Source organism: Mucilaginibacter sp. (genome assembly GCF_039925265.1).
Classification (GTDB): Bacteria; Bacteroidota; Bacteroidia; order Sphingobacteriales; family Sphingobacteriaceae; genus Mucilaginibacter.
In genome coordinates this window covers 26,476-48,111 of sequence record NZ_JBDSZG010000057.1, presented here as the reverse complement: position 1 = coordinate 48,111, position 21,636 = coordinate 26,476, and the positions used below count along the sequence as shown (strand labels likewise).

At 45.7% G+C, this 21,636-nt stretch carries 17 protein-coding genes; 2 read left to right on the top strand and 15 right to left on the bottom strand.

Annotated features, from left to right (window positions below):
• Window positions 1-41: 41 nt before the first annotated feature.
• Entirely contained in the window at window positions 42-4,205 is a 4,164-nt protein-coding gene (locus ABIX36_RS24640; RefSeq protein ID WP_348084829.1) for a two-component regulator propeller domain-containing protein, read from the bottom strand.
• Window positions 4,206-4,512: 307 nt separating this feature from the next.
• Between ABIX36_RS24640 and ABIX36_RS24635 the strand changes: the two genes are divergently transcribed.
• Entirely contained in the window at window positions 4,513-4,746 is a 234-nt protein-coding gene (locus tag ABIX36_RS24635; RefSeq protein ID WP_348084828.1) for a hypothetical protein, read from the top strand.
• Window positions 4,747-4,784: 38 nt separating this feature from the next.
• Here the strand turns inward: ABIX36_RS24635 and ABIX36_RS24630 are convergent, their stop codons facing one another.
• The 3 genes from ABIX36_RS24630 to ABIX36_RS24620 all read right to left on the bottom strand — a co-directional run bounded on the left by ABIX36_RS24630 (window position 4,785) and on the right by ABIX36_RS24620 (window position 8,709).
• Complete coding sequence (locus ABIX36_RS24630) at window positions 4,785-5,867, bottom strand: acyltransferase (RefSeq protein WP_348084827.1); 1,083 nt, start codon at window positions 5,865-5,867, stop codon at window positions 4,785-4,787.
• Window positions 5,868-6,175: 308 nt separating this feature from the next.
• Entirely contained in the window at window positions 6,176-6,688 is a 513-nt protein-coding gene (locus ABIX36_RS24625; protein ID WP_348084826.1) for a hypothetical protein, read from the bottom strand.
• Window positions 6,688-8,709 carry an AAA family ATPase gene (locus tag ABIX36_RS24620; RefSeq protein WP_348084825.1) on the bottom strand — a complete coding sequence of 674 codons (2,022 nt, stop codon included), beginning with the start codon at window positions 8,707-8,709 and terminating at the stop codon, window positions 6,688-6,690. Before ABIX36_RS24620 ends, ABIX36_RS24625 begins: the two co-directional genes overlap by 1 nt.
• Window positions 8,710-9,086: 377 nt before the next feature.
• Here ABIX36_RS24620 and ABIX36_RS24615 point away from each other — a divergent pair, with 377 nt between their 5' ends.
• On the top strand, window positions 9,087-9,341 hold the full coding sequence (locus tag ABIX36_RS24615) for a hypothetical protein (protein ID WP_348084824.1): 255 nt from the start codon (window positions 9,087-9,089) through the stop codon (window positions 9,339-9,341).
• Between the two features lie 346 nt (window positions 9,342-9,687).
• Here ABIX36_RS24615 and ABIX36_RS24610 read toward each other — a convergent pair whose 3' ends face one another.
• The 11 genes from ABIX36_RS24610 to ABIX36_RS24560 all read right to left on the bottom strand — a co-directional run bounded on the left by ABIX36_RS24610 (window position 9,688) and on the right by ABIX36_RS24560 (window position 21,590).
• A complete protein-coding gene (locus tag ABIX36_RS24610) occupies window positions 9,688-10,455 on the bottom strand; it encodes a DUF1080 domain-containing protein (RefSeq protein WP_348084823.1) in 768 nt (255 codons plus the stop codon).
• Window positions 10,456-10,484: 29 nt separating this feature from the next.
• Window positions 10,485-11,360, bottom strand: coding sequence for a sugar phosphate isomerase/epimerase (locus ABIX36_RS24605; protein WP_348084822.1), 876 nt, complete (start codon window positions 11,358-11,360; stop codon window positions 10,485-10,487).
• Window positions 11,361-11,407: 47 nt separating this feature from the next.
• Window positions 11,408-12,295: a TIM barrel protein gene (locus ABIX36_RS24600; RefSeq protein WP_348084821.1), complete on the bottom strand. Its 888-nt coding sequence runs from the start codon at window positions 12,293-12,295 to the stop codon at window positions 11,408-11,410.
• Between the two features lie 2 nt (window positions 12,296-12,297).
• The gene (locus tag ABIX36_RS24595) at window positions 12,298-13,551 is read right to left on the bottom strand and encodes a nucleoside permease (RefSeq protein ID WP_348084820.1); all 1,254 of its coding nucleotides are present in this window, start codon (window positions 13,549-13,551) and stop codon (window positions 12,298-12,300) included.
• A 42-nt stretch (window positions 13,552-13,593) separates the two neighbouring features.
• Window positions 13,594-14,034, bottom strand: a complete 441-nt coding sequence (locus ABIX36_RS24590) for a c-type cytochrome (RefSeq protein ID WP_348084819.1) — start codon at window positions 14,032-14,034, stop codon at window positions 13,594-13,596.
• A gap of 68 nt (window positions 14,035-14,102) precedes the next feature.
• Window positions 14,103-15,320, bottom strand: coding sequence for an MFS transporter (locus tag ABIX36_RS24585; RefSeq protein ID WP_348084818.1), 1,218 nt, complete (start codon window positions 15,318-15,320; stop codon window positions 14,103-14,105).
• 45 nt (window positions 15,321-15,365) lie between these two features.
• Window positions 15,366-16,421: a sugar phosphate isomerase/epimerase gene (locus ABIX36_RS24580; RefSeq protein WP_348084817.1), complete on the bottom strand. Its 1,056-nt coding sequence runs from the start codon at window positions 16,419-16,421 to the stop codon at window positions 15,366-15,368.
• An 8-nt stretch (window positions 16,422-16,429) separates the two neighbouring features.
• Entirely contained in the window at window positions 16,430-17,599 is a 1,170-nt protein-coding gene (locus ABIX36_RS24575; RefSeq protein ID WP_348084816.1) for a Gfo/Idh/MocA family oxidoreductase, read from the bottom strand.
• 186 nt (window positions 17,600-17,785) lie between these two features.
• Window positions 17,786-18,412 carry a gluconate 2-dehydrogenase subunit 3 family protein gene (locus tag ABIX36_RS24570; protein WP_348084815.1) on the bottom strand — a complete coding sequence of 209 codons (627 nt, stop codon included), beginning with the start codon at window positions 18,410-18,412 and terminating at the stop codon, window positions 17,786-17,788.
• Window positions 18,413-18,458: 46 nt separating this feature from the next.
• The gene (locus tag ABIX36_RS24565) at window positions 18,459-19,889 is read right to left on the bottom strand and encodes a Gfo/Idh/MocA family oxidoreductase (RefSeq protein ID WP_348084814.1); all 1,431 of its coding nucleotides are present in this window, start codon (window positions 19,887-19,889) and stop codon (window positions 18,459-18,461) included.
• A 21-nt stretch (window positions 19,890-19,910) separates the two neighbouring features.
• The gene (locus tag ABIX36_RS24560; RefSeq protein ID WP_348084813.1) at window positions 19,911-21,590 is read right to left on the bottom strand and encodes a GMC family oxidoreductase; all 1,680 of its coding nucleotides are present in this window, start codon (window positions 21,588-21,590) and stop codon (window positions 19,911-19,913) included.
• Window positions 21,591-21,636 lie beyond the last annotated feature (46 nt).

Here is a 21,636-nt window from a genome sequence, read left to right as displayed (position 1 = left end):
AGTACGGGTAAAGTTATCTAAATAAAGCTACATCCGCTATCTTAAATTGCAGCTTTATTAGGTTCCCACTTTTCCAATACGTTCATAATCTCCTGCAGCTTCAAGGGTTTGCTCAGGTAATCGTCCATACCGGCCTGCAGGCACTCGTCGCGGTCTTCGGTCATGGCATTGGCTGTCATCGCTACAATAACGGGCTGGTGCTCCATGTTCTGGCGGATAAAGCGTGTGGCTTCCAGTCCATCCATTTCCGGCATCTGCACATCCATCAATATCATATCGTACTTTTTACTGATGAGGGCGTTGAGGCATTCGTGTCCGTTCTCCACAATATCCGGCTTGTATCCCATTTTGTTGAGGATGTATTTAGCCAGCTTTTGGTTAATGGCGTTATCCTCGGCTATCAGTATATTGATAGGGTGAAGTTTAGCAAATTCCTCGGAGAATGGTGTTTTTACCGGCTGCACCTCACTCTTTATCTCAATGTTCAGTTTTAATTGCTCAATAATGTGCTTGTATAGCACCTGGTGTTTGGTTGGCTTGGTTAATGACGCGTTAAACAGATTCTTATTTTTTTTACTTTGCTCGTTCCCCATAGAGGTAAGCAGGATGATAGGTAAGGCCGGATCTATCTCACGGATCTTGCGGGCGAGCGTAATGCCGTCCATCTCGGGCATATTCATATCTGATATTATTAGGTCAACGGGCTCCTCCTCGGTAAGGATCTTTATGGTTGCCGCGCCTGAATCAGCCATTACCGGGATAAGGTGCCATTGCTTAAGCTGTTCTTCCAGTATATCGCGGTTGGTTGGATTATCATCCACCACCAGGATACGCTTGTTTTGGATCTCTGCCACGTTCAGGTGCACATAATTCCGCTGCGATTTTACGCCCGGCTTGGCGTGCATATTGAACGAGAAGGTAGTGCCTTTACCCACTTCGCTTTGCACATCAATCTCGCCGCCCATCAGGGCAACCAGTTTTTCGCTTATAGCCAGCCCAAGCCCTGTGCCGCCATACTTGCGTGTGGTACTCGAGTCTACCTGCGAAAAAGCCTTAAACAGCTTGTTCAGTTTATTAGGCGGGATGCCTATACCCGTATCGCGAATCTCGAACAATAGTTCAAATCCGTTGTCTGTTGTGTTCTTTAGTTTTACGCAGATAAATATTTCGCCTTTAGCGGTAAATTTCACCGCGTTACCAACCAGGTTGATCAGGATCTGCCGCAACCGTAACGAATCGGCAATGATCTGCGATGGCACATTATGATCCACCTGGTAAACCAGATCGAGATTGATACGGGCGGCTTTTTCGGCAAAAACATCCAACACCGCCTCTATACAATCGCGCAGGTCGAAGTCGTGTTCGTCCAGCTCCATGTTGCCCGATTCTATTTTGGAGAAATCGAGGATATCGTTAATTACATTCAGCAGCGAATCGCCGCAGGTTTTAATGGTTTCGGTGTACTCCTGCTGCTCGGAGTTTAAGGGAGTATTTGCCAGCAAAGTGGCCATACCCATTACCCCGTTCATAGGCGTGCGGATCTCATGGCTCATGGTAGCGAGGAATATACTCTTGGCACGGTTGGCTTTTTCGGCATCTTCGCGCGCCTTTTCGGCCTCCTCGCGAAGCACCCGCTCATCTTTACTCATCTCAGCAAGGCGTTCGGTACGGTCGGCCACCTGTTTCTCTAAAATAACTTTCTGGGCGTTTATAGCCCGGATGCGGAGCCTGAATACGCCAAGTACTATCGCCACTACCAAAAACACCACCATGGTTTTAAACCACCAGGTAAGCCAAAGAGGCGGCTCGGTAATGATCTTAAGCCCGGGTGTAACCGGCGACCATACCCCAGCCATATTTTGATACTTCACCTTGAATGTGTAAGTGGCGGCCGGTAAGTTGGTATAGGTAGCACTATGCCTTGGGCCTACAAAATTCCATTCCTTATCAAAACCTTCCAGTATATAGGCGTATTGCTTTTTATCGGCCGAGGTAAAATCGAGCGCGGCAAATTCCAGCGAAATAACCGATTGCTTATAGTTAAGCGTGATGCTTTTGGCATCAGAGATATCTTCCTTAAGCGGAGACAGATCGCTGCTGTTTTTTGCAGGGGCTACTTTTTTATTGAAAATCTGGAATGAAGTGATCACCAGCGGCGAAAACCCCGCAGGTTTTAAGATCTGCCCCGGCGAAAACGCGTTAAAGCCGTTCACGCCGCCAAAGTAAAGCTTACCCGAAGCGCCCTTATACGCCGAATGCGATTTAAATTCGTCTTCCTGCAGGCCGTCCTCTACCGAATAATTCTTAAACGTATGTTTTACCGGGTCAAATTCCGAAAGGCCGTCATTGGTGCTCACCCATAATTTGCCATCATCATCTTCGCGGGCAGCGTAAATAATATCGCTTGGCAACCCGTCTTTCTTAGTAAAAACGGTAAACCGCCTGGTAACCGGATCGAAAAGGTTGAGCCCGGTGAAGGTGCTTATCCAGATACTGCCATTATGCCCTTCGTAAATATCGGGCACGTTATCGTCGCTGATGCTGTTTGTGCCTGCCCGGTGCTTAAACCGGGTGAACGAGTTTGTTTTTTTATTGAACAGGTTCAGTCCGCCATCAAATGTACCCACCCATAAATTACCGTGGCTATCCTCCAGTAACGAGTATACCCTATCGCTGCTGATGCTGGTTGGGTCGGCAGCGTTATACTTATAGTTTTCAAACCGCTTGGTTTTTTTATCGTAGTGACTCAGCCCGTCGTTATAGGTGCCTATCCAGGTAGTTTTATCTTTAGCATGCGTTAGGGCGTAGATGTTGTTGCCTGGCAAACTGTTTGGGTTACCGGGCTGGTTTTTAATATTGGTAAACACATTGGTTTTAGGGTTAAAAATGCTAACACCGTCGGCCCAGGTGCCCAACCAGAAATCGCCCTCCTGGTCCTGGTTAACGGTGAGCACAAAATTACCCGTGATGCTGTTTTTACCCGGCTGCTGCATGTAATGTACAACGTTGCCGTTTTTATAATCAAACTTATTCAATCCGCCACCGTCGGTACCGGCCCATACGTTTTTATCCTGGTCCTCATAAACGGCAAGCACAAAATCGTTGGAGAGGCTATTGGGAGATGAACTGTGCCTGTAGTGGGTAAAGCTCTCTGTACTGCGTTTAAATACGTTAATACCACCGCTAAAAGCGCCCAGCCACATATTGCCATGGTTATCTTTTAAAATACTGTAAAGCGTGTTGCCGGTGATGCTGTTCTTGTCAATATCATCGTGCTTATAGGTGTAGAATTTGCCGGTTTCGGGGTTAAGGACGCAAAGCCCGCCGTTCTCGCTGCCTATCCACAGGTTGTTGTTCTCATCCATCCCAAGGCTGTAAATGGTATTGCCCGATATGGAATTCTTTTGCTTCTCGTTATAAGGATAGCGGGTAAAAACGCCGGTATTCAGATCGAGTTTATTCAGCGCGTTATCTAAGGTACCTACCCATAAGCGGCGCTTCTTATCCTCAAAAATACATCTAACGCTGTTGCTCGATAAAGAATTGGCGTTTGAAGCGCTGAACTTTTGATGGACGAAAGTTTGCGTTTTAGCGTCGAACAGATCCAGGCCGCCTTCTACGGTACCTACCCAAAGGCGTTTGTCGGCCCCAACGAAAAGGCTGGTTACCTTGCTGTCGCTCAGGCTGCGGCTATTTTGAGGATCGTGTTTGAAATGCTTGGTGAACTTATTTTTTTTGGCATCCAGGTAATCCAGCCCGCCCTGGCTGCCCACCCAAATATTGCCATGCTCATCCAGTGCCAGTTTCTTCAGGATGTTATCCGCAAGTGAATTGGGGTCTTTATCGTTATGCAGAAATTTTGTGAAACGACCGGTGCGGCGGTCGAGCTTGTTGAGGCCTATAATGGTTGCTACCCAAATGTTCCCCTCTTTATCTTCGAGGATATCAGATACCATGCTGCTGCTCATGGAGGCGGAGTCCTGCGGATCGTGCTTATAGTAGCTAAAACCGTAGCCATCGTACTTACTGAGGCCGTCCCGGGTACCTACCCAAATAAAACCGCGGCTATCCTGTATAATGCACTCCACGTTTATTTGCGACAGACCTTCGCGTTTGCCCAAATGCTCAAATTTCATGCTTTGGTTTTGGCCGAAACCATCCAGGGCAAAAAGCACGAAAAGGACAAGTAAAGAATACTTAAACATTAATTTATTAGGGGATTAGCAAGTAGTAAGTTTATTTGGTTTACTTATTTGCACTTATACGGGCGGCGTGCAAATAAGTTCAAAATTTACAAAAAAGAAATCAATACTTAATACTTTTTCTTAAGAGAACAATGATGGGGAGTGGTGAGTAGTAAATGGTGAGTGGTGAATGGGAGTGTGTGGGTGGTGAGTTATGAGTTATAAGTAGCTCATACCACATTATTGCCACCCCTGCACCAATGAACTATTGAACAAATGTACTAATGAACCAACACGAACAAATGAACAAAAAAGGTGTTATACCAGCATGACGCCACACATAGCCACCGCCACCTTTGATGATGCCAGCCACGCCGAAGACGCCCACGAATACCTGCTTGGAAACGAATTTTTGGAAGAAGATATTGAACTGATCCCCGCCGCTAACGGCCCGCAGGTAATCATGAACATTAAAACCCAAACCTCCCGCCTGGCCCAGGAAGCAGTAGATGTGCTACGAAATTATGGCGGGACGGGGATTAGTTATTATGAGCTGGGGTAGTTAGGCTCTGCATAGGCTACTTAGCTTTATCCTAACTGCTAAGTTTGGTTCGTTTTAGCTGCATAGTAAGAAATAATTGCTTTTCTGAACGGCTTTTCAATTAAAAGGTGTAAAACACCCGCCGTGATTATAACTGTGGCTGTGAAAGAAAGCAGGCTTAAGTAGCCGGTTACTTCTTGGAGGAAGTGCGTGTAAAAAACATATATGGGGTATTGGAATATATACATGGCGTAACTTATTTCGCCTAAAAAAATAAATAGTGGGTTGCTTAGTAATAAAGCCCACCGCCCGCTCAAATTAATTATCGCGTAGATAAGCATGAAGTATAAGGGTGCAAACAAGCCCCCTTTGAGCAAACCAGAACCTGTAGGCAAATAGTTTTTCAATGCTACAATTAGTGCGCAGGTAACAATTAACAAAACAATATTTAAAGGCGTTTTTTTTATAAAGGCAAATTTGTTTTCGGTATACCATTTTCCGGTTAACATACCACACATAAAAATGCTAATTAGTAAAACCGGGTGCATAAAAAGCGTGGAAACTAATCTTGGGTGTAGCAAGGGCAAACTTCCCTTACCAACCGCAGATAGGCTATACGTTGCCCACATTGCTATTAACCAATAAGTTAAAACAAACATGGTGAATACCCGGGCATTACGTTTTAACCCTTGGATAATGAATGGAAAGAGCAGGTAGAAAAAAAACTCACAGGATATTGACCACCCGGGATAATTAAATGACCCCGCATATAACCAGCGCTGAATACCCGGCAATTCGAACGGCAAACGGTATTTTACTGTTGAGGTATCTATGCTCTTTATCCAATAATGAAAAGCTGCCAAAACCAGTATAGCCAGTATGTATAGCGGATAAATCCGCGCCACACGCTTAACATAAAAAAAACGGACAGGGAACCTGCTTTCGGCAGAGCCCAAATAAGAGGCGTTAGAGATAATTAATACAAAACCCGAAATAAAAAAGAAGAGATTAACGGCTTCGTTTCCGTTTTTTATGATTGGATCTAACGAAGGTTTTAAAGGTGCAGGCGTATAATGATAAATGATAATAACCAGCGCCGCTAAAAATCTAATTAAATATAAGGTGTTAGTTCTTTTGTCCATCAAGTAAAATGGAAATATAGGCATTTAAACAACAATTGCATTATATATGCAGCGATAACAGGGAAATCGCTTTTAAACCTTTACACTGATATACCCCCATCACACCACACACAGCCACCGCCACCTTTGATGATGCCAGCCACGCCAAGATGCCCACGAATACCTGCCTGGAAACGAATTTTTGGAAGAAGATATTGAACTGCTCCCCGCCGCTAACGGCCCGCAGGTGATCGTGAACATTAAAACCCAAACCTCCCGCCTGGCCCAGGAAGCAGTAAATGTGCTCCGGAATTATGGTGGAACTGGGATTAGTTATTATGAGGTGGGGTAGATCTTAAAGAATTACGCCTTTCTTTTTCCTCGCGAAACATAAAGCCGAGATCGCGGCGCAGTTGTTTGCGAAAATCTTTCACTGCCAGGACAATTTTATCGATTTGCTCGGGAGTATAATGATTTTGATGTGCAGGATTCTTCATCAAAGCATCCCGAAGTGTGTAAAAACTTGTATGTGCCTCATTAGAAATAATTAAATTAATAACTCCTTTTTTCCACTCGATTAGACTTTCAGAAGCTATTTTTGCCACAATTGAAGAAATATAACCACCTTTTTCTTTGTAAACATCATCCATTATTTCAAAAGCTTTCGGATAATGAATCAGGCGCAAATCATATAGTTTTGAGGTAAAAGTACGATTGTTTGCCTTATTAAATTGGTCTTCCTGAAAACGCTTGTTTTTAAAAAACTGGTAAAGAGTAGTAAGAGAAATCAATAAGGAAGTAATTGCAGCTATCAAGGCGGGACTTAGAATATCTTTTGTCATTATTTCAGCGCCTTGTTAATGGTCTGAAAAAGTTTTTGCCATTGTTGTTTTTCAGTATCAGTTAGCGCAGAAGCATTATTAGTCCTTGTCCAGTTGACAAAACCTTTTGCAAGTTTATATTTTGAGAACCCAGTAATCTCTTTAGCAAAAATATCGATGATTGGACGAGTAGGATTTGCAGCGGCTATTTCCGAAACATCTCTACTAAACTCGGCAAAAGCAATTTTTATAAGCGTTTCCCTCAATAAATCTTCGATTTCCGGCTTGGTGATCCCAGTGCAAAAATCTTTGGTACGCAATATGTTTTTATTCCCCAACGAGTGAACCAAATGTTCTTGCTGCGCGGCTTGGTCACCAGCATTATCAGAATCTAACAAAGCCGCTATTTTTAAGTTGTGAGCATGAAGAATGGTAGCATAGTAGACGACTTTGCCGGCCGAGTTTGCAAAAACTAACGCAATTTTATCGTCTAACTTCTCCAAGCCTCCTTCACGGAACAAATTTGCTGTTGCGTCAAGATACCAATAATCAGTTAGCCCTTCCAAAACGAGATTTTTTTGCTGAGAGAATAAACTTTGTGCAAGGTCGTATCCTAAGGCTTCCTGTAGTGGAAGTAGTCCCGCAGGATCGCTCGATGAAATAGTTGTGTGCACTTTAGTACCTTCTTCGCGAGATTTGAGTTCAATAACTCTAACCAAATCCAATTCATCTGGTCCAACTAAAAATGGCGAATGTGTAGAATAAATAGTTTGATTTTGTTCCGCAAGCCTTGTTAAAGTCATTCTAAATTCCCGCTGCTTCAGGCCGTGCAAACTCATACCCGGTTCGTCCAGTAATAAAATGGCATTTTTATGTTTGTCCATTGCTTCGGCAAAAAATACTACATAAAAAGACACAAGCCATTGAAAACCTTCAGACCGTTGATCCAATTCGATTTTCACGCCTAATTCATCCTCAACAACAACTTTCAAGTATTGACCATCAGCGGCGATATTTAACTTTTCCGCCTCTGGGCGGTTAGGATTCGGATTCCATATATTTTTAATTTCTTTCGTTAGTCGAATACTCGCCGCGTCAAGTTGGTAAGACCTTTTATCGAGCGTGTCACGATATTTTTTTAAAGCGTCAGCATCGTTTTTATTTGGGCTGGCAGTTTTGCCAATATCTGACAGTTCCCGTGGTGAAAAGCCTAACATTTTAAGCAAGCAGAGATTACCATAGTCATAATATTTATCGTCATCCATCAAATTACTATCAATTCGGTCGGCCAAATGCTCCAAATGAATCAATGGTTTAACTTTAAAATAATTGTTGAATAAAACAAAAACAGGAGTTCTCCCCGATAGAATAGTTAAGACCTCACTATGTTTATCATTAGCCTTGATTAAACCACTTAATTTTTCGTAACGCTCCGCTTCTTTAGAATCATCTTCATTTATTTCAGTAAACATACCATCAAACCACTTTACAAGTTCAGGGGTGTCTTTCTTAGTTATTATTTTGTAGTCACTTAACCCCTCAAATAATTTATTTAGTTTTTCTGAGGGTTTAATGGTCGTAGTTAATAAAGCCGCTGGGGTCAATTGCTTGTCTAAATGAGCCGCCATTCTTAAAAGATCATTCTTTAAATCTTTCAAACAGTTTTGCTTTGGCGCACCTGAAAGAGAATGGACGCCCGTGTTATCAATATGTCTATATAAAACATATTGACAATTATGAAATTCCGCTGGCACAAGCTTTTTGTCTTCATCGTCAAGTGAAAACCACCCACGGACAACCTCAACGCTTGCAGCTTTTACTTTACCTGTCGTTATGTCATTATACAATGAACGCGGATAATCCCTTATTTCATCAAATCCATCTACGCCATCTGGTTTGTGAAGTTGTTGCAATGCTTTTAAAACAACCGTTTTACCCGCTTCATTTGGCCCAACTAAAATTGTTTTGAGATTTTCAAGCGTAAACTCGCCTGTATCTTTTATACTTCTGTAGTTTTGTACTCTTGCTTTCGATAATCTCATTTGGCGGTTATAGGTTATGGTTAGGAAATAATTGCTTGTCAATTAGTTATAGCCAATAGTATGCCACTCTATATTTATTGATTTAATATGTAACAATGGCAGTCCTGCGTTAGGGATTGGAAGGGTTTAGCCCATCGGGCCGGAGCGCAGCGCAGCCCTGCAAAGCCCGGGCCGCAGGCAACGCCCCTAATTGGTGAGTGGTTGATTGGGTAGGTGGTGAGTGGTTCGACAGGCTCACTATGACAATAGGTTACCGCATGGTGGTTATAGCATGGTGGCGATTAGATGCTTCGCTGCGCTCAAGCATGACATGATGGTTATAGCATGGTGGCGATTAGATGCTTCGCTGCGCTCGAGCATGACAAAGCGGTTATTGCATGGCGGCGATTAGATGCTTCGCTGCGCTCAAGCATGACATGATGGTTATAGCATGGTGGCGATTAGATGCTTCGCTGCGCTCGAGCATGACAAGGGTGGTTATAGCATGGTGGCTAACCCACTCCGCCTTCGCGCTCTTGCCCGCCCGCCCCACCGAGGAGGGGAACTTTAACTGCGTTATCGCGTTGCCGCTAACCCAACCCTGCCTTTGCGCGCCTGGCCAGCGCGCCGTAACAAGGCGTAACAGCCCATGAGAAAACCATGTTTATTAAATGGCATTCATGGTTTGCTAATAAAATATTTGGCATTTATGGTGGCGCTATTATGGTGGAAAATATGTTAACCCTGTTATTTTTTAATATATTGATTATCAAATATTTAAAAAATTAATTTCGAAATTGTGTTAAGGTATGTTAACCCTCGCGCCCCGTGGAAAAAGCAGTTTTAAGTCGTTGTGGTCATTGCATAACGGCTAACTCACCCCTGCCTTTACGCGTATCCAGTGCGCCCCCTCCGGGGAGGGGATTTTTAAATAATACCCCATAAAAAAAGCCGGCTACTTTCGTGGCCGGCTTTGTATTTTGTGTGGGTTGGGAAGCTTTACAGCTCTCTTACCCAAATGTTGCGGAAACTAAGTGGTTCGCTTTTGTCACCGTGGGCCTGCAGCTTTATTGGCGCCGGACCATGAGCAGCACGGTAGCCCGGTGCGCCAATGTATTGGGTTGGGCCAAGCAGTTCGATGTTGTTCTCTACCAGTACGCCGTTAAATAAAACGGTAACACGGGCAGGGGTTTTTACTTTGTCGCCGTCGAAGGTTGGGGCGGTCCAGATAACATCGTAAACGTTCCATACGCCGGGGGCCTTGGTTGGGTTTGCAAGCGGGATGAACTGCTTGTAAATACTGCCGGCCATACCGTTCACGTAGGTTTTGTTGTTGTAGGAATCTAAAACCTGCAGTTCGTAACCCAGGTCGCCTTTACCTATTGAAGCTAAGAAAACGCCGCTGTTGCCGCGTGCCTGGCCGGTGCCGCTGATGTTTGCAGGCACCTTCCACTCGATGTGTAACTGGTAGCTGCCGAATGATTTTTTGGTTTGGATGTTACCTGTGGCTTTGTTCACGGTCAGGACATCGTCCTTCACGTCCCACTTGGCGGCAGCGCCGCTGGCAACGTCTACCCATTCGTCCAGGTTCTTACCGTCGAACAAAACAATAGCGTCTGATGGCGCATCGCTGGTGGTTTTACCCGCGACTACCACCTTTGGTACGGGCTCCCATTTTTCGGTATCCTCCGGTTTTGCACCCTGCTGCGCGTTGGCTGCCAAAAAGCTGACAGAAAGCAGCGCGGTGAATATTAGTTGGTGTTTCATATTTGATGAATTATTGGTTCGATGCAGTACTAAACAGCGAGCAGGCCTTTGATGTATTTGCTGCTTTGCGCAATGCTTTGGTAAGGGTCGATATTGGTAAAGTTTTCCTGCTCCACAATAAAATGTTTGATGCCAGCCTTTTTAGCCTGCCCAAGGATGGTTTTAAAGTCGATAGTACCGTTACCAATTTCGGTGTTCAGCTCATGGTTGGTTTTATCCATATCCTTGATGTGCACGAAGGTGAAACGGCCCGGATGTTTCTTGAAAATATCCAAAGGGTTGTAACCCGCGCGAACCACCCAGTACAGGTCCATCTCCATGTTCACCAATTTGGGGTCGGTTTCGTTCAGGATGGTATCGTAAAACGTAGTGCCTTCGGTTTCTTTCCACTCAAAATTGTGGTTATGGTAGCCCAGTTTCAAACCTTTTGGTTTCAGGATCTCGGCAATCTTGTTCATCTTTTCGGCAACTGCTTTAAAATCGGCAGCTGTTTTAATAAACTCGTGGTTAATGCCCGGGATAATGATATAGGTTTGGCCGGTTATCAGCGCAGCATCAATGTAGCTGTTCAGCTGATCCATTTTACCGCTGCCAAAGTACTCATCCAAACCGTAGTGCCCGCTTGGGGTGGTGAGGCCGTTTGCTTTTAGCAAAGCGCTAAATTCTTTGGCGCTTAAACCCCAAAAACCGCCTTGCTTAGAGTAGCCGAAAGTTTCTACTTCCGAGTATCCTGCTTTGGCGATATTGGCAATTACGCCTTTTACATCTTTAGGCAGCTGATCGCGCAGGCTGTATAACTGCAGCCCAACGCCCGGTTTGCCTTTTGCCGATAATAAAGTAGGTGCCAGCATAGCTGCTGCGGAAACTAAGCCCGCCTGTACTAAAAAGTTTCTCCTGGTTGTCATGTATGTTGTTTATAATTCAAACTATGACGCTGTAAACCGCTGATGGTTTAAACGTCGCAGATGTGTACGGCCTTCTTAAGCGAGGCCAGTTTGTCTTTTTGTTTCGGTATAAATTCCTGCGCCACAAAACCTTTGTGGCCGGTTTCTAATATCGCCTTCATAATGGCGGGGTAGTAAAGCTCCTGCGTATCGTCTATCTCGTTACGGCCCGGTACACCACCTGTGTGGTAGTGGGTAATATACTGGTGGTAAGCGCGGATATTACGGATAACATCGCCCTCATCAATTTGCATGTGGTAAATATCAAACAGCAGTTTAAAGTTTTCGCTGCCCAGCCTTTTGCAAAGCTCAGCACCCCACTCTACCCTATCGCACTGGTAATCTTTATGGTCTATTTTGCTATTCAGCAATTCCATCACCAATATTACACCGTGCTTTTCGGCAATCGGCAACAGGGGTTTAAGGCCCTCCACGCAATTGGTCCAGCCGGCCTCGTCGGTTTTACCACGGCGGCTGCCGCTAAAGCAAATAAGGTTTTTGTAACCGGCTTCGGCTACCTTCGGGATCATCTCGGCATAGCGTTTCTGCAGCTCGGCGTGGAATTGCGTATCGCCAAAGCCATCGTTAAGGCCTATTTCGGCACCGTTGCACATACTGCTAAACAGCCCGTACTTTTTTAGCGTAGGCCAATCTTTGGGACCAACCAGGTCGATACCTTTTATGCCAATTTCCTTTGCAGCTTTGCAAAGGTCCTCTACGCTGATATCGCTGTAGCACCACTGGCACACCGCGTGGTTAATGTTTCCTTTTAATTTATCGTCCATAGGCTCGTTTTCGGCGGCTTTAAAAGATGATAACATGCCCGATGCACCAATTGCGGCGCTACCGGCTATAAGGCCTTTGATGGCCGTTCTTCTGTTTTGGTTTGTTGCCATAGTTATACTTCTAAGCGGCCTTCCGGCTCGCCGTCAATTTCTAATGAAGGTTTGGTTTGGATTTGGTTCTTATCTTTAAAAAAGAGGAGGAACACCAGCAACACTGCCGCAGCTATGCCGCCCGGGATCAGCCAGATGGTTGTCCAGTTATGGGTTGTTGGGGATGTTTGCCATTTATCAACTATCGGGCCCGATATGTACGAGCCAATAAGCATCCCCACACCATAAGTAGCAAGCGTTATAAAGCCCTGCGCGGCGCTTTTAAACTTCTCGCCGGCCAGGTTATCAGTATAGATCTGCCCGGTTACGAAGAAGAAATCGTAGCAAACGCCATGTAAAACAATACCTGTAATGAGCATCCAATAGTTACTGCCCACATCGCCGTAGGCGAAAAACACGTAACGTAATACCCAGGCCAGCATCCCTATCGCAAGCATCTTTTTAACGCCCAGCCGTACAAAAAACAGCGGCATCAAAGCCATAAATGCAAGTTCCGACCATTGGCCAAACGATTGAATGAACGCGGCTTTCTTCATCCCCATTTCGTTAAGGAAGGGGTTGGTAAAGTTGTAATAAAACGCAAGCGGCACGCAAATAGCTATAGAGGCAAGAAAAAATACCAGGTAAGAGGAATTTTTCAACAGCCCGATAGCATCAAGGCCAAGGATATCGCTCATGCTCGATTTCTGTCCTTTTTTAGCAGGAGGCGTTGAAGGCAGAGAGAAACTTAGCAAACCTAATATTAAGGATGCTACAGCCGCCATTTTGAAGGTTAAAACCAGTGTGTTATTTGCTTCCCAGCCCAGCCAGCCTATAACGGTACCGGCAATAATCCAACCTAATGTTCCTAACACCCGGATAGGCGGAAACTCCTTGCTCGGGTTGGTCATCTGCTTAAACGATACCGAGTTTACCAGCGCCAGGGTTGGCATGTAAACGATCATGTAGGCAAAAATAACCGGCAAAAACGCGTTAAAGTTTGGAATGGTAGTAATGTAATACAAAAGCGCTGCACCGGTTAGGTGCAAAACACCCAACACTTTTTGAGCGGAAAAATAACGATCGGCAATTAAGCCGATGATAAATGGTGCTATAATGGCACCCCACGATTGGCTCGAATAAGCAGTCGCGTTTTCTGTTCCGCTCGCGCCCAAAGTTTTACCCAGGTACGTTCCCATTGTTACAAACCATGCGCCCCAGATAAAAAACTGGAGGAACATCATGGCAGATAACTTAACGCGTGTAGTTACGGTCATAGTTATGTGTTTTACTAATTAGTACTTCGGGCCGGTTAAAGCTTATTTTACAGATAAAATGTACTTCACCATTTCCTTAGCATCCGCCAAAGATATTGCCGGATGCGGGCTCATGGCAATATCGCCCCAGTTACCGCTGCCACCTGCTATTACTTTTTTAGCTAATTTTTCTTCATCAGCAGGTGTGTATTTTTTGGCGATGTCTGCAAACGCAGGGCCTACAATTTTCTGATGCTCTTTATGGCAGGTGGTACAATCGCTGCCGGCTATAAGGGTAGCGCCGTTGCCCGGGGCCGCTGCTGTTGCTGCAGGCTCGGTGCCTGTTTTAGTTGCTGAAGTGTCTACATTTGGCTGGGCGGCTACGGCTGTTTGGTTTGCTGCTGCTGTAGCGGTTGTGTCGCCACCTTCAGATTCACCTGGTTTTGGGCCGCCACACGCTGCTATTACTAAACTGATGCCTAAAACGATAAATACTTTTTTCATGGGGTGTTATATTAGTGTTTTTTGAATGCCGAAAAATACAGCTTTTTAACTTATAATAAATAATTTATTTAAACTGCAACCTCTGATGCCAGTACCGTTTTCTTGCGGCCGCGCATATAAAATACAAGGCCTGCAAATGCTACTATTAGTGCAATTGGGATAACCAATGTTGCCTGTAAAACCTTTACGCCTGCCAGGGTATTATCGCCATTAGCTTCTTTAACAATTTGATCATAGTACGAGCCCATGAACATGGTGTAGATAGACACCGCGAACATACCCGCGCCACCCATCAGGTTTAAGCCTAATGCGCCCGATTTTGGGATGTTGGTATTTACAAAGCCCAGCATCATTGGCCAGAAGAAGCAAACGCCCATACCGAATACGATAGCTGCAAAGAATATAGAATTGCCTGTAAAAGTGCTGAGCATATAAATGCCGGCAGCTGCTAATATGGTTGATATCAGCAACACTACCTGTGGTTCTACCAGTTTTAATATTGGCTTGGCAAACGCCCGGCCAACTACCATGATACCGGTCTCTAAGGTTAACAACAGCAACGCGTTATCGCTTACGTTCTTCAGCAATACATCTATCCACTGGCCGGTAAACAACTCGGTGATACCGGTGCCCAGCATACAGATAAACATGAAAATGAACAACGGACTAAGCACTGCTTTGTACATGCTACCTGTGCTTACACCAGATGCAACGCGTTCGGTTACCGGGAAATCTAATTTAGAGAACAGGAAGCCGTAAATAGCAGTTGGGATAAGCATAGTGGCAACCTGGATCTGCCAGCTTAGATTAAGTTTGGTTAACAACATTACAATGAGCGTACCAATAACGATACCGCCCGGAAACCATAGGTGAAAATGACTCAGCTTTGTTGTTTTCTCTTCGGTATACAGCGAAGTTACCAATGGGTTACAAGCTGCTTCTACAGTACCGTTGGCTAAGCCGATAAGCAGGGTAGACATAAACAAACTCCAAAACCCGGTTGCAAATATGGTTAAGAGGATACCTGCCACGTGAAATAAAAATGCCATCACCAGCAGCCTTTTCATGCCAATGATATCTACTATAACCCCGCCTATTACCACGGCTAATGGGAAACCCCAAAATGCTGTCGCGGTGATAGTGCCCAGTTGTGCTTTATCAAGGTTAAAATCTACCCCAAGCTTGTTTAAGATACCCGCGCGGATACCGAAAGATAATGAGGTTACCAACAAAGCAAGGCAGCTTGCCCTGAAGAGTTGCGTACGGTTAATAGTAGTAGTGGCCATTTTATAATTAGGTTTTTATGGTTTGGTTGTTAAAATTCTTCTCTATTAGCTAAGGCCGATAAGCTTGCGGTTAAAAGCTTCATCGGAGCCTGATGCGGCGAAATCGTCAAAAGTACGGTCGGTAACACGGATGATGTGATCCTTGATGAACTGTGCGCCTTCTCTCGCGCCGTCTTCCGGGTGTTTTAATGCACATTCCCATTCTAATACCGCCCAGCCTTTATAATCGTATTGGGTTAATTTGCTGAATATCGCTTTAAAGTCTACCTGCCCGTCGCCCAGTGAGCGGAAACGGCCCGCGCGGTTGATCCAGTCCTGGTAGCCACCGTAAACACCCTGCCTCCCGGTAGGGTTAAACTCGGCATCCTTTACGTGGAACATTTTTATGCGCTCGTGGTAAATATCAATGTACTCCAGGTAATCCAGGCATTGCAGTACAAAGTGTGATGGATCGTAAAGTAAACAGGCACGTTTGTGGTTGTTCACTTTCTCCAAAAACATCTCGTAGGTGATGCCATCGTGCAGGTCCTCACCCGGGTGTACTTCGTAGCAGAGGTCGATGCCGTTCTCGTCAAACACATTCAGGATAGGTTCCCAGCGTTTGGCAAGTTCGGTAAAGGCAGTGTTTACCAGCCCTGCGGGGCGTTGCGGCCAGGGGTATACGGTTTGCCATATGAGCGCGCCGCTAAAGGTAACGTGCGCGTTAAGGCCCAGGTTTTGCGATGCTTTGGCAGCATATTTTAACTGCTGCACCGCCCATTTCTGCCTTTCGCCGGGGTTGTTCTTCACGGCATCCGGCGCAAAAGCGTCGAATAATGAATCGTAAGCCGGGTTTACAGCAACCAGCTGACCCTGTAAGTGGGTAGATAATTCGGTAATTTCTAAACCGGCAGCGTTTACAATGCCTTTTATTTCGTCGGCATAAGTTTTACTTTCGGCTGCTTTTTGCAGGTCGATAAAACGCGCGTCGTTTGTTGGTAATTGTACGCCTTTGTAACCCAAACCCGCCGCCCATTTACAGATGGAGCTTAGATCGTTAAACGGCGCTTCGTTGCCTATAAACTGCGCTAAAAATATTGCCGGCCCTTTTATAGTGTTCATGTGTTTTGTTAGATAACGTAATCAGTCCATTTTTGGTCGCTGTTGTTTGATGCAACCACGTTATTAATAAATGCCATTCCACGAATCCCGTCTTCGATGCCCGGGAAATCCAGCCACTCGGCTTTAGGCTCTACGCCTTCTATTTTAGCGCTAAGTGCTAAAGCGAAGTTACGGTATAAGTTGCCGAATGCTTCCAGGTAACCCTCAGGGTGGCCTCCCGGTGTGCGGCAGTTGTGCGTAGCGTAGCTCGATAACCTATCGGTGTAGCCGCTGCCCGCGCGTAAGATCTGCGCCGGTTTGTCGCTCCATTTTACAATAAGGGTATTGGGTTCCTGCTGCTGCCATTCCAGGCCGCCGTTTTCGCAGTAAACGCGTATTTTAAGGGCGTTCTCTTCGCCTGCTGCAATTTGCGAGGCGGTTAAAGTGCCGGTAACGTTGTCCTCAAATCTTAATAATACAGCACCGTCATCATCCAGCATACGGCCATCTACCACAATATTGAGGGAAGCATTTAACTGGGTGATCTTTTTGCCGGAGATGTATTCGGCGAGGTGCGCGGCGTGTGTACCGATATCGCCCATGCAACCGCTTTTACCCGATTTTGATGGATCGGTACGCCACGATGCTTGTGCATTGCCCTCGCGCTCTGATAAGCGGCTAAGCCAGCCTTGTATGTACTCCACATATATTTTGCGCACTTTACCAAGCGAACCTGCTTTTACTATCTCTCTTGCTTCTTTTACCATTGGATAACCCGCGTAGGTGTGGGTAAGCAACAGCATCAAGCCTGTTTCTTCTACCTTAGCTTTCAGCTTTTGGGCTTCTTCCAGTGTGAAGGTAACCGGTTTTTCTACTACCACGTTAAAACCGTTCTCCAAAGCCGCCATTGCAGGTGCAAAGTGGGCAAAGTTTGGGGTAACAATGGTTACAAAATCCATGCGTTTATCAGCAGGCATTTGTGATTCTGCTTTAAACAACTCATCGAAATTGTTGTAGATACGGTCTTCATCCAGGAAAAGGATCCGGCCGCTTTCCTGTGCAATTTCGGGGTTAACGCTAAGTGCGCCACAAACCAGTTCTATCTGGCCATCCATATTGGCGGCAATGCGGTGTATAGCGCCTATAAAGGCATCCTTACCGCCGCCGATCATGCCCATGCGCAATTTTCTTTTACTCATATGTAGTGTTATAGATAAGCAATTTAAGCCCACCCGCTGCAGTTGCAGGAGTGGGCTTAAAAGTATTAAATTTAGATTGAAAACAAAAGCATTAGCTCTTAAATAGCCGCTATAACAGGGCAACTTATTTTATTCCCCAATCGATTGCAAAGATTCAGGTAAAACGGGGCCTGCATAATTTGCTTCCTATGAAAGTGCCCAAGCGCGATCCCCTTTTTTGTAAGGGTAATTGCCATCGTATTTGCCGGGTACCGGTAAATAACGTAATGCTTTGGTTGCACCTACTTCTGATGTGAAGTAACCCAGCAGGGTTAATTGTTTCATCATGGTGAAATAGTGGTTAGGGAAATCCTTCACCGTGTATTTTGGATCCTCCTTAAGTTTTGCTTTTTCGGCATCACTATCCTTACCACGCTGTGTTGCGTAATCTTTAGCTTCTTTATCAAGCTCGGTTAAAAGCTCGGTACGCTGGGCAGCAGTTGCCTCCATAAATTTCTTGCTGAATTTTTTGCTGCTTGCCTCGTCCAGTTTGCCTATACCTTCCTGAAACACCTTTTGATCGGCCTCGGTGTAGCAATCTCTTACCATCACCGCCATAAAGGCACCTACTTTTGCGGCTTTAGCACCCGGGGTGCTGGTTTCCGGCAAAATGGTTTCGCCCACCTCATCTAAAAAGGCGGTAGTTTCGGGTTTAGCCAGGTCCGCTGTGTTTACAGTGCTCCCGGATTTACAGCCCGACATAAAGAACTCAGCGCCGATGATGGTTCCCCCAAGGATCAACCCCACCCGGCCTAATGCGTCTCTTCTGTTCATTGTGTTTAATATTTTGAATTAATGATTATTGAATTAGTGTTGCTGATTACCAGCCTTTACGATATTCACGTTTTACAAACTGGTTAACTTCATCAAAATTGGTCACCTTCATGGCCTCGTTATCCCAAATTAACTTGGTGCTTTCCGGGCGACCTTTTACCTGGATATCATGTCCGCGAACAGCAAGGTTTGCCATCAGCAGTGCTTCGGTAAGCGGGCCGGCGGTTTCAAACGGAGAACTTACTTCCATTTTACCATAACCTGCCAAACAAGCTTCTACCCATTGTTTGTAGTGACCTTCTGCCTGGCCTTCCACACGGGCGTAAGTTTGTTTTACGTTAACATCTTTGGTGCGCGATGTTGGCAGCAACAGCGGGTTAGAGCTGTAAGTGCTGGCTATCATTTTACCTTTTGTTCCGATGAATAATGTACCGTTGCCGTCGTCGCCGAATTTTTCATCCGGGCCGAGTTCTTTCGGGCGTTCGGGTTGGATCCCGCCGTCCATCCAGTGTAGGGTTACATCACCTTTGGTTTTCTTCGTTTTAGGGAAAGTTAACGTGATGTGGCTCGATGGCGGGCAGCTCTCAGGGAAACGACCGCGTTTAAACTCATCCACATAAACAGTACCTACGCTGGCCTGTACATCTTTTACGTACTCTAAACCAAGCACACGGAAAGGCGCTTCTACCAGGTGGCAGCCCATGTCGCCGAGGGCGCCGGTACCGTAGTCCCACCATCCGCGCCAGTTAAATGGCACCAGTTTATCTACATATTCTTTGTAAGGCGCTGTACCTAACCACAGGTTCCAGTCCAACTCTTTAGGCACTTCAGATTTTGTGGTTGGCCATTGGATGCCTTGGGGCCATACCGGGCGGTTTGTCCAGGCGTAAACAGTATGTACATCGCCTATAAGGCCCGCGTTATACCATTCGGTCAGCTGGCGGGTACCATCGTTTGATGCACCCTGGTTACCCATTTGTGTAACTACCTTGTATTTTTTTGCAGCAGCGGTAAGCTCGCGTGCTTCCCAAATATCATGGGTCAAGGGCTTTTGCACGTAAACGTGTTTACCCAATTGCATGGCACCAAGGGCTACAATGGCATGATTATGATCTGGCGTGGAAACAGATACCGCATCGATATTTTTTGCTTCTTTGTCCAGCATTTCGCGCCAGTCTTTATAATATTTAGCTTTCGGGAACTTCTTTACAGAATTTGCCGCGCGACGGTCGTCCACATCGCACAAGTACGCTATGTTAGCCTTACCGCTTTTGGCGAAGTTGGCAATATCGCTTTCGCCTTTGCCACCGGCACCTACACCTGCAACATTCAGCATATCGCTTGGTGCCGTGTAGCCTTTACCGCCCAAAACAAAACGCGGTACGATCATAAAACCGGCTGCCGCCAGGGAAGTATTCTTGATAAAATCCCGCCTGGATGCTCCGGCAGCGGGGGTTTCTTCTTTCTTCTCAGTCATTTTTGATAGCTTTTTTATGGTTTAGAGAGTACCTTTTTTCAATTGATCTACCGCATAGTTTGCTGCACGTGCAGTAAGCGCCATATAGGTAAGCGACGGATTTTGGCAAGCAGACGAAGCCATGGCTGCACCATCCGTAACAAATACGTTCTTGGCATCCCAAACCTGGTTCCACTCGTTCAGTACCGATGTTTTTGGATCGCGGCCCATACGTGCGGTGCCCATCTCGTGGATACCACGGCCAAGTACGCCATCGGTTGTGTAACCTTTAACATCTTTTACGCCCGCGTTGGTCAGCATTTCTACCGCATCGTTCATCATATCTACACGCATCTTCTTCTCGTTCTCTTTCACCTCAACGTCGAATGCTAAGATAGGCAGGCCCCATTTATCTTTCTTGGTTTTATCAAGCGTGATCTTATTGTCGTGGTATGGCAAAGTTTCGCCGAAACCGCCCATACCAAAGCCCCATGAACCCGGTTCAGACAGCGCGTCTTTAAAGCCGGCACCAATGCTCATTTCGGCAATATCGCGGCTCCAGTTGCTGCGGCTACCGCTACCCTGGTAACCAAAACCACGAATGTAATCGCGTTTTTCGCCATTTAAGTTACGGTAACGTGGTATGTAAATACCATTTGCTCTGCGGCCGAAGTAGTATTTATCGTCAAAGCCTTCTATCCTACCGCCGGCACCAACACCTAAGTGGTGATCCATTACGTTGTGGCCAAGCTCGCCGCTGCTGCTGCCTAAGCCGCCTTCCCACACATCGGTTGCAGAGTTCATTAACACCCAGGCGCTGTTTAGTGCCGATGCATTAACAAATACAATTTTTGCGTAGTACTCGTAAGTTTTGTTGGTTTCGGCATCGATGATCTCCACCCCTTTTGCCTTTTTGGTATCCTTATCATAAAGGATGCGGGTTACTATAGACCATGGGCGAACGGTTAAGTTACCGGTTGCCATAGCTGCCGGCAACGTGGCCGACTGTGTGCTGAAGTATGCGCCGAACGGACAGCCTAACCAGCATTTATTGCGGTACTGGCAGTTAGTACGGTTGTTATGCGGAACAGTGATATTGGCTGTACGGCCAATTACAAAGTGGCGCGAATCTTTATAGAAATCTTTAAAACGTTTCTGAACATCTTTTTCAACAACGTTCATATCCATCGGCGGCATAAAATCGCCATCCGGAAGGATTGGTACGCCATCGCGGTTACCTGATATACCTGCAAATTTCTCTGCATAGCTGTACCATTTTTCTAAATCTTTATACCGGATAGGCCAGTCTACACCTACGCCATCTTTAGCATTTGCTTCAAAATCTGTTTCGTGCCAGCGGTACGATTGACGGCCCCACATCAGCGAGCGGCCACCTACGTGATACCCACGGAACCAGTCGAAACGTTTAATTTCGGTGTAAGGGCTTTCTTTTTCGTCAACCCAATAATCCAAATTTGTTTCGTTCAAAGGGTAATCCCGCTTTAAAACCGGGTAATCCTCTATCATTTTTTGGGTACGGCCGCCACGGTGTTCAAACTCCCAGGGGCCTTTATTCGCGTTCACGTAATCCTTAATGTGCTCGATATTTCTACCGCGCTCCAACATAATGGTTTTTAACCCCTTCTCGCTCAGTTCTTTTGCAGCCCAGCCGCCAGATATCCCTGAACCAATGACTATAGCGTCATAAGTGTTTGTAGACATAATATTACTGCGTTAAATAAATTTGTTTAGTATTGGTTACCTCGCC

Coding starts and splice junctions, on each gene's coding strand:
- ABIX36_RS24640 (WP_348084829.1), bottom strand. CDS start 4,205: ATGTTTAAGTATTCTTTACTTGTCCTTTTCGTGCTTTTTGCCCTGGAT.
- ABIX36_RS24635 (WP_348084828.1), top strand. CDS start 4,513: ATGACGCCACACATAGCCACCGCCACCTTTGATGATGCCAGCCACGCC.
- ABIX36_RS24630 (WP_348084827.1), bottom strand. CDS start 5,867: ATGGACAAAAGAACTAACACCTTATATTTAATTAGATTTTTAGCGGCG.
- ABIX36_RS24625 (WP_348084826.1), bottom strand. CDS start 6,688: ATGACAAAAGATATTCTAAGTCCCGCCTTGATAGCTGCAATTACTTCC.
- ABIX36_RS24620 (WP_348084825.1), bottom strand. CDS start 8,709: ATGAGATTATCGAAAGCAAGAGTACAAAACTACAGAAGTATAAAAGAT.
- ABIX36_RS24615 (WP_348084824.1), top strand. CDS start 9,087: ATGGCGGCGATTAGATGCTTCGCTGCGCTCAAGCATGACATGATGGTT.
- ABIX36_RS24610 (WP_348084823.1), bottom strand. CDS start 10,455: ATGAAACACCAACTAATATTCACCGCGCTGCTTTCTGTCAGCTTTTTG.
- ABIX36_RS24605 (WP_348084822.1), bottom strand. CDS start 11,360: ATGACAACCAGGAGAAACTTTTTAGTACAGGCGGGCTTAGTTTCCGCA.
- ABIX36_RS24600 (WP_348084821.1), bottom strand. CDS start 12,295: ATGGCAACAAACCAAAACAGAAGAACGGCCATCAAAGGCCTTATAGCC.
- ABIX36_RS24595 (WP_348084820.1), bottom strand. CDS start 13,551: ATGACCGTAACTACACGCGTTAAGTTATCTGCCATGATGTTCCTCCAG.
- ABIX36_RS24590 (WP_348084819.1), bottom strand. CDS start 14,034: ATGAAAAAAGTATTTATCGTTTTAGGCATCAGTTTAGTAATAGCAGCG.
- ABIX36_RS24585 (WP_348084818.1), bottom strand. CDS start 15,320: ATGGCCACTACTACTATTAACCGTACGCAACTCTTCAGGGCAAGCTGC.
- ABIX36_RS24580 (WP_348084817.1), bottom strand. CDS start 16,421: ATGAACACTATAAAAGGGCCGGCAATATTTTTAGCGCAGTTTATAGGC.
- ABIX36_RS24575 (WP_348084816.1), bottom strand. CDS start 17,599: ATGAGTAAAAGAAAATTGCGCATGGGCATGATCGGCGGCGGTAAGGAT.
- ABIX36_RS24570 (WP_348084815.1), bottom strand. CDS start 18,412: ATGAACAGAAGAGACGCATTAGGCCGGGTGGGGTTGATCCTTGGGGGA.
- ABIX36_RS24565 (WP_348084814.1), bottom strand. CDS start 19,889: ATGACTGAGAAGAAAGAAGAAACCCCCGCTGCCGGAGCATCCAGGCGG.
- ABIX36_RS24560 (WP_348084813.1), bottom strand. CDS start 21,590: ATGTCTACAAACACTTATGACGCTATAGTCATTGGTTCAGGGATATCT.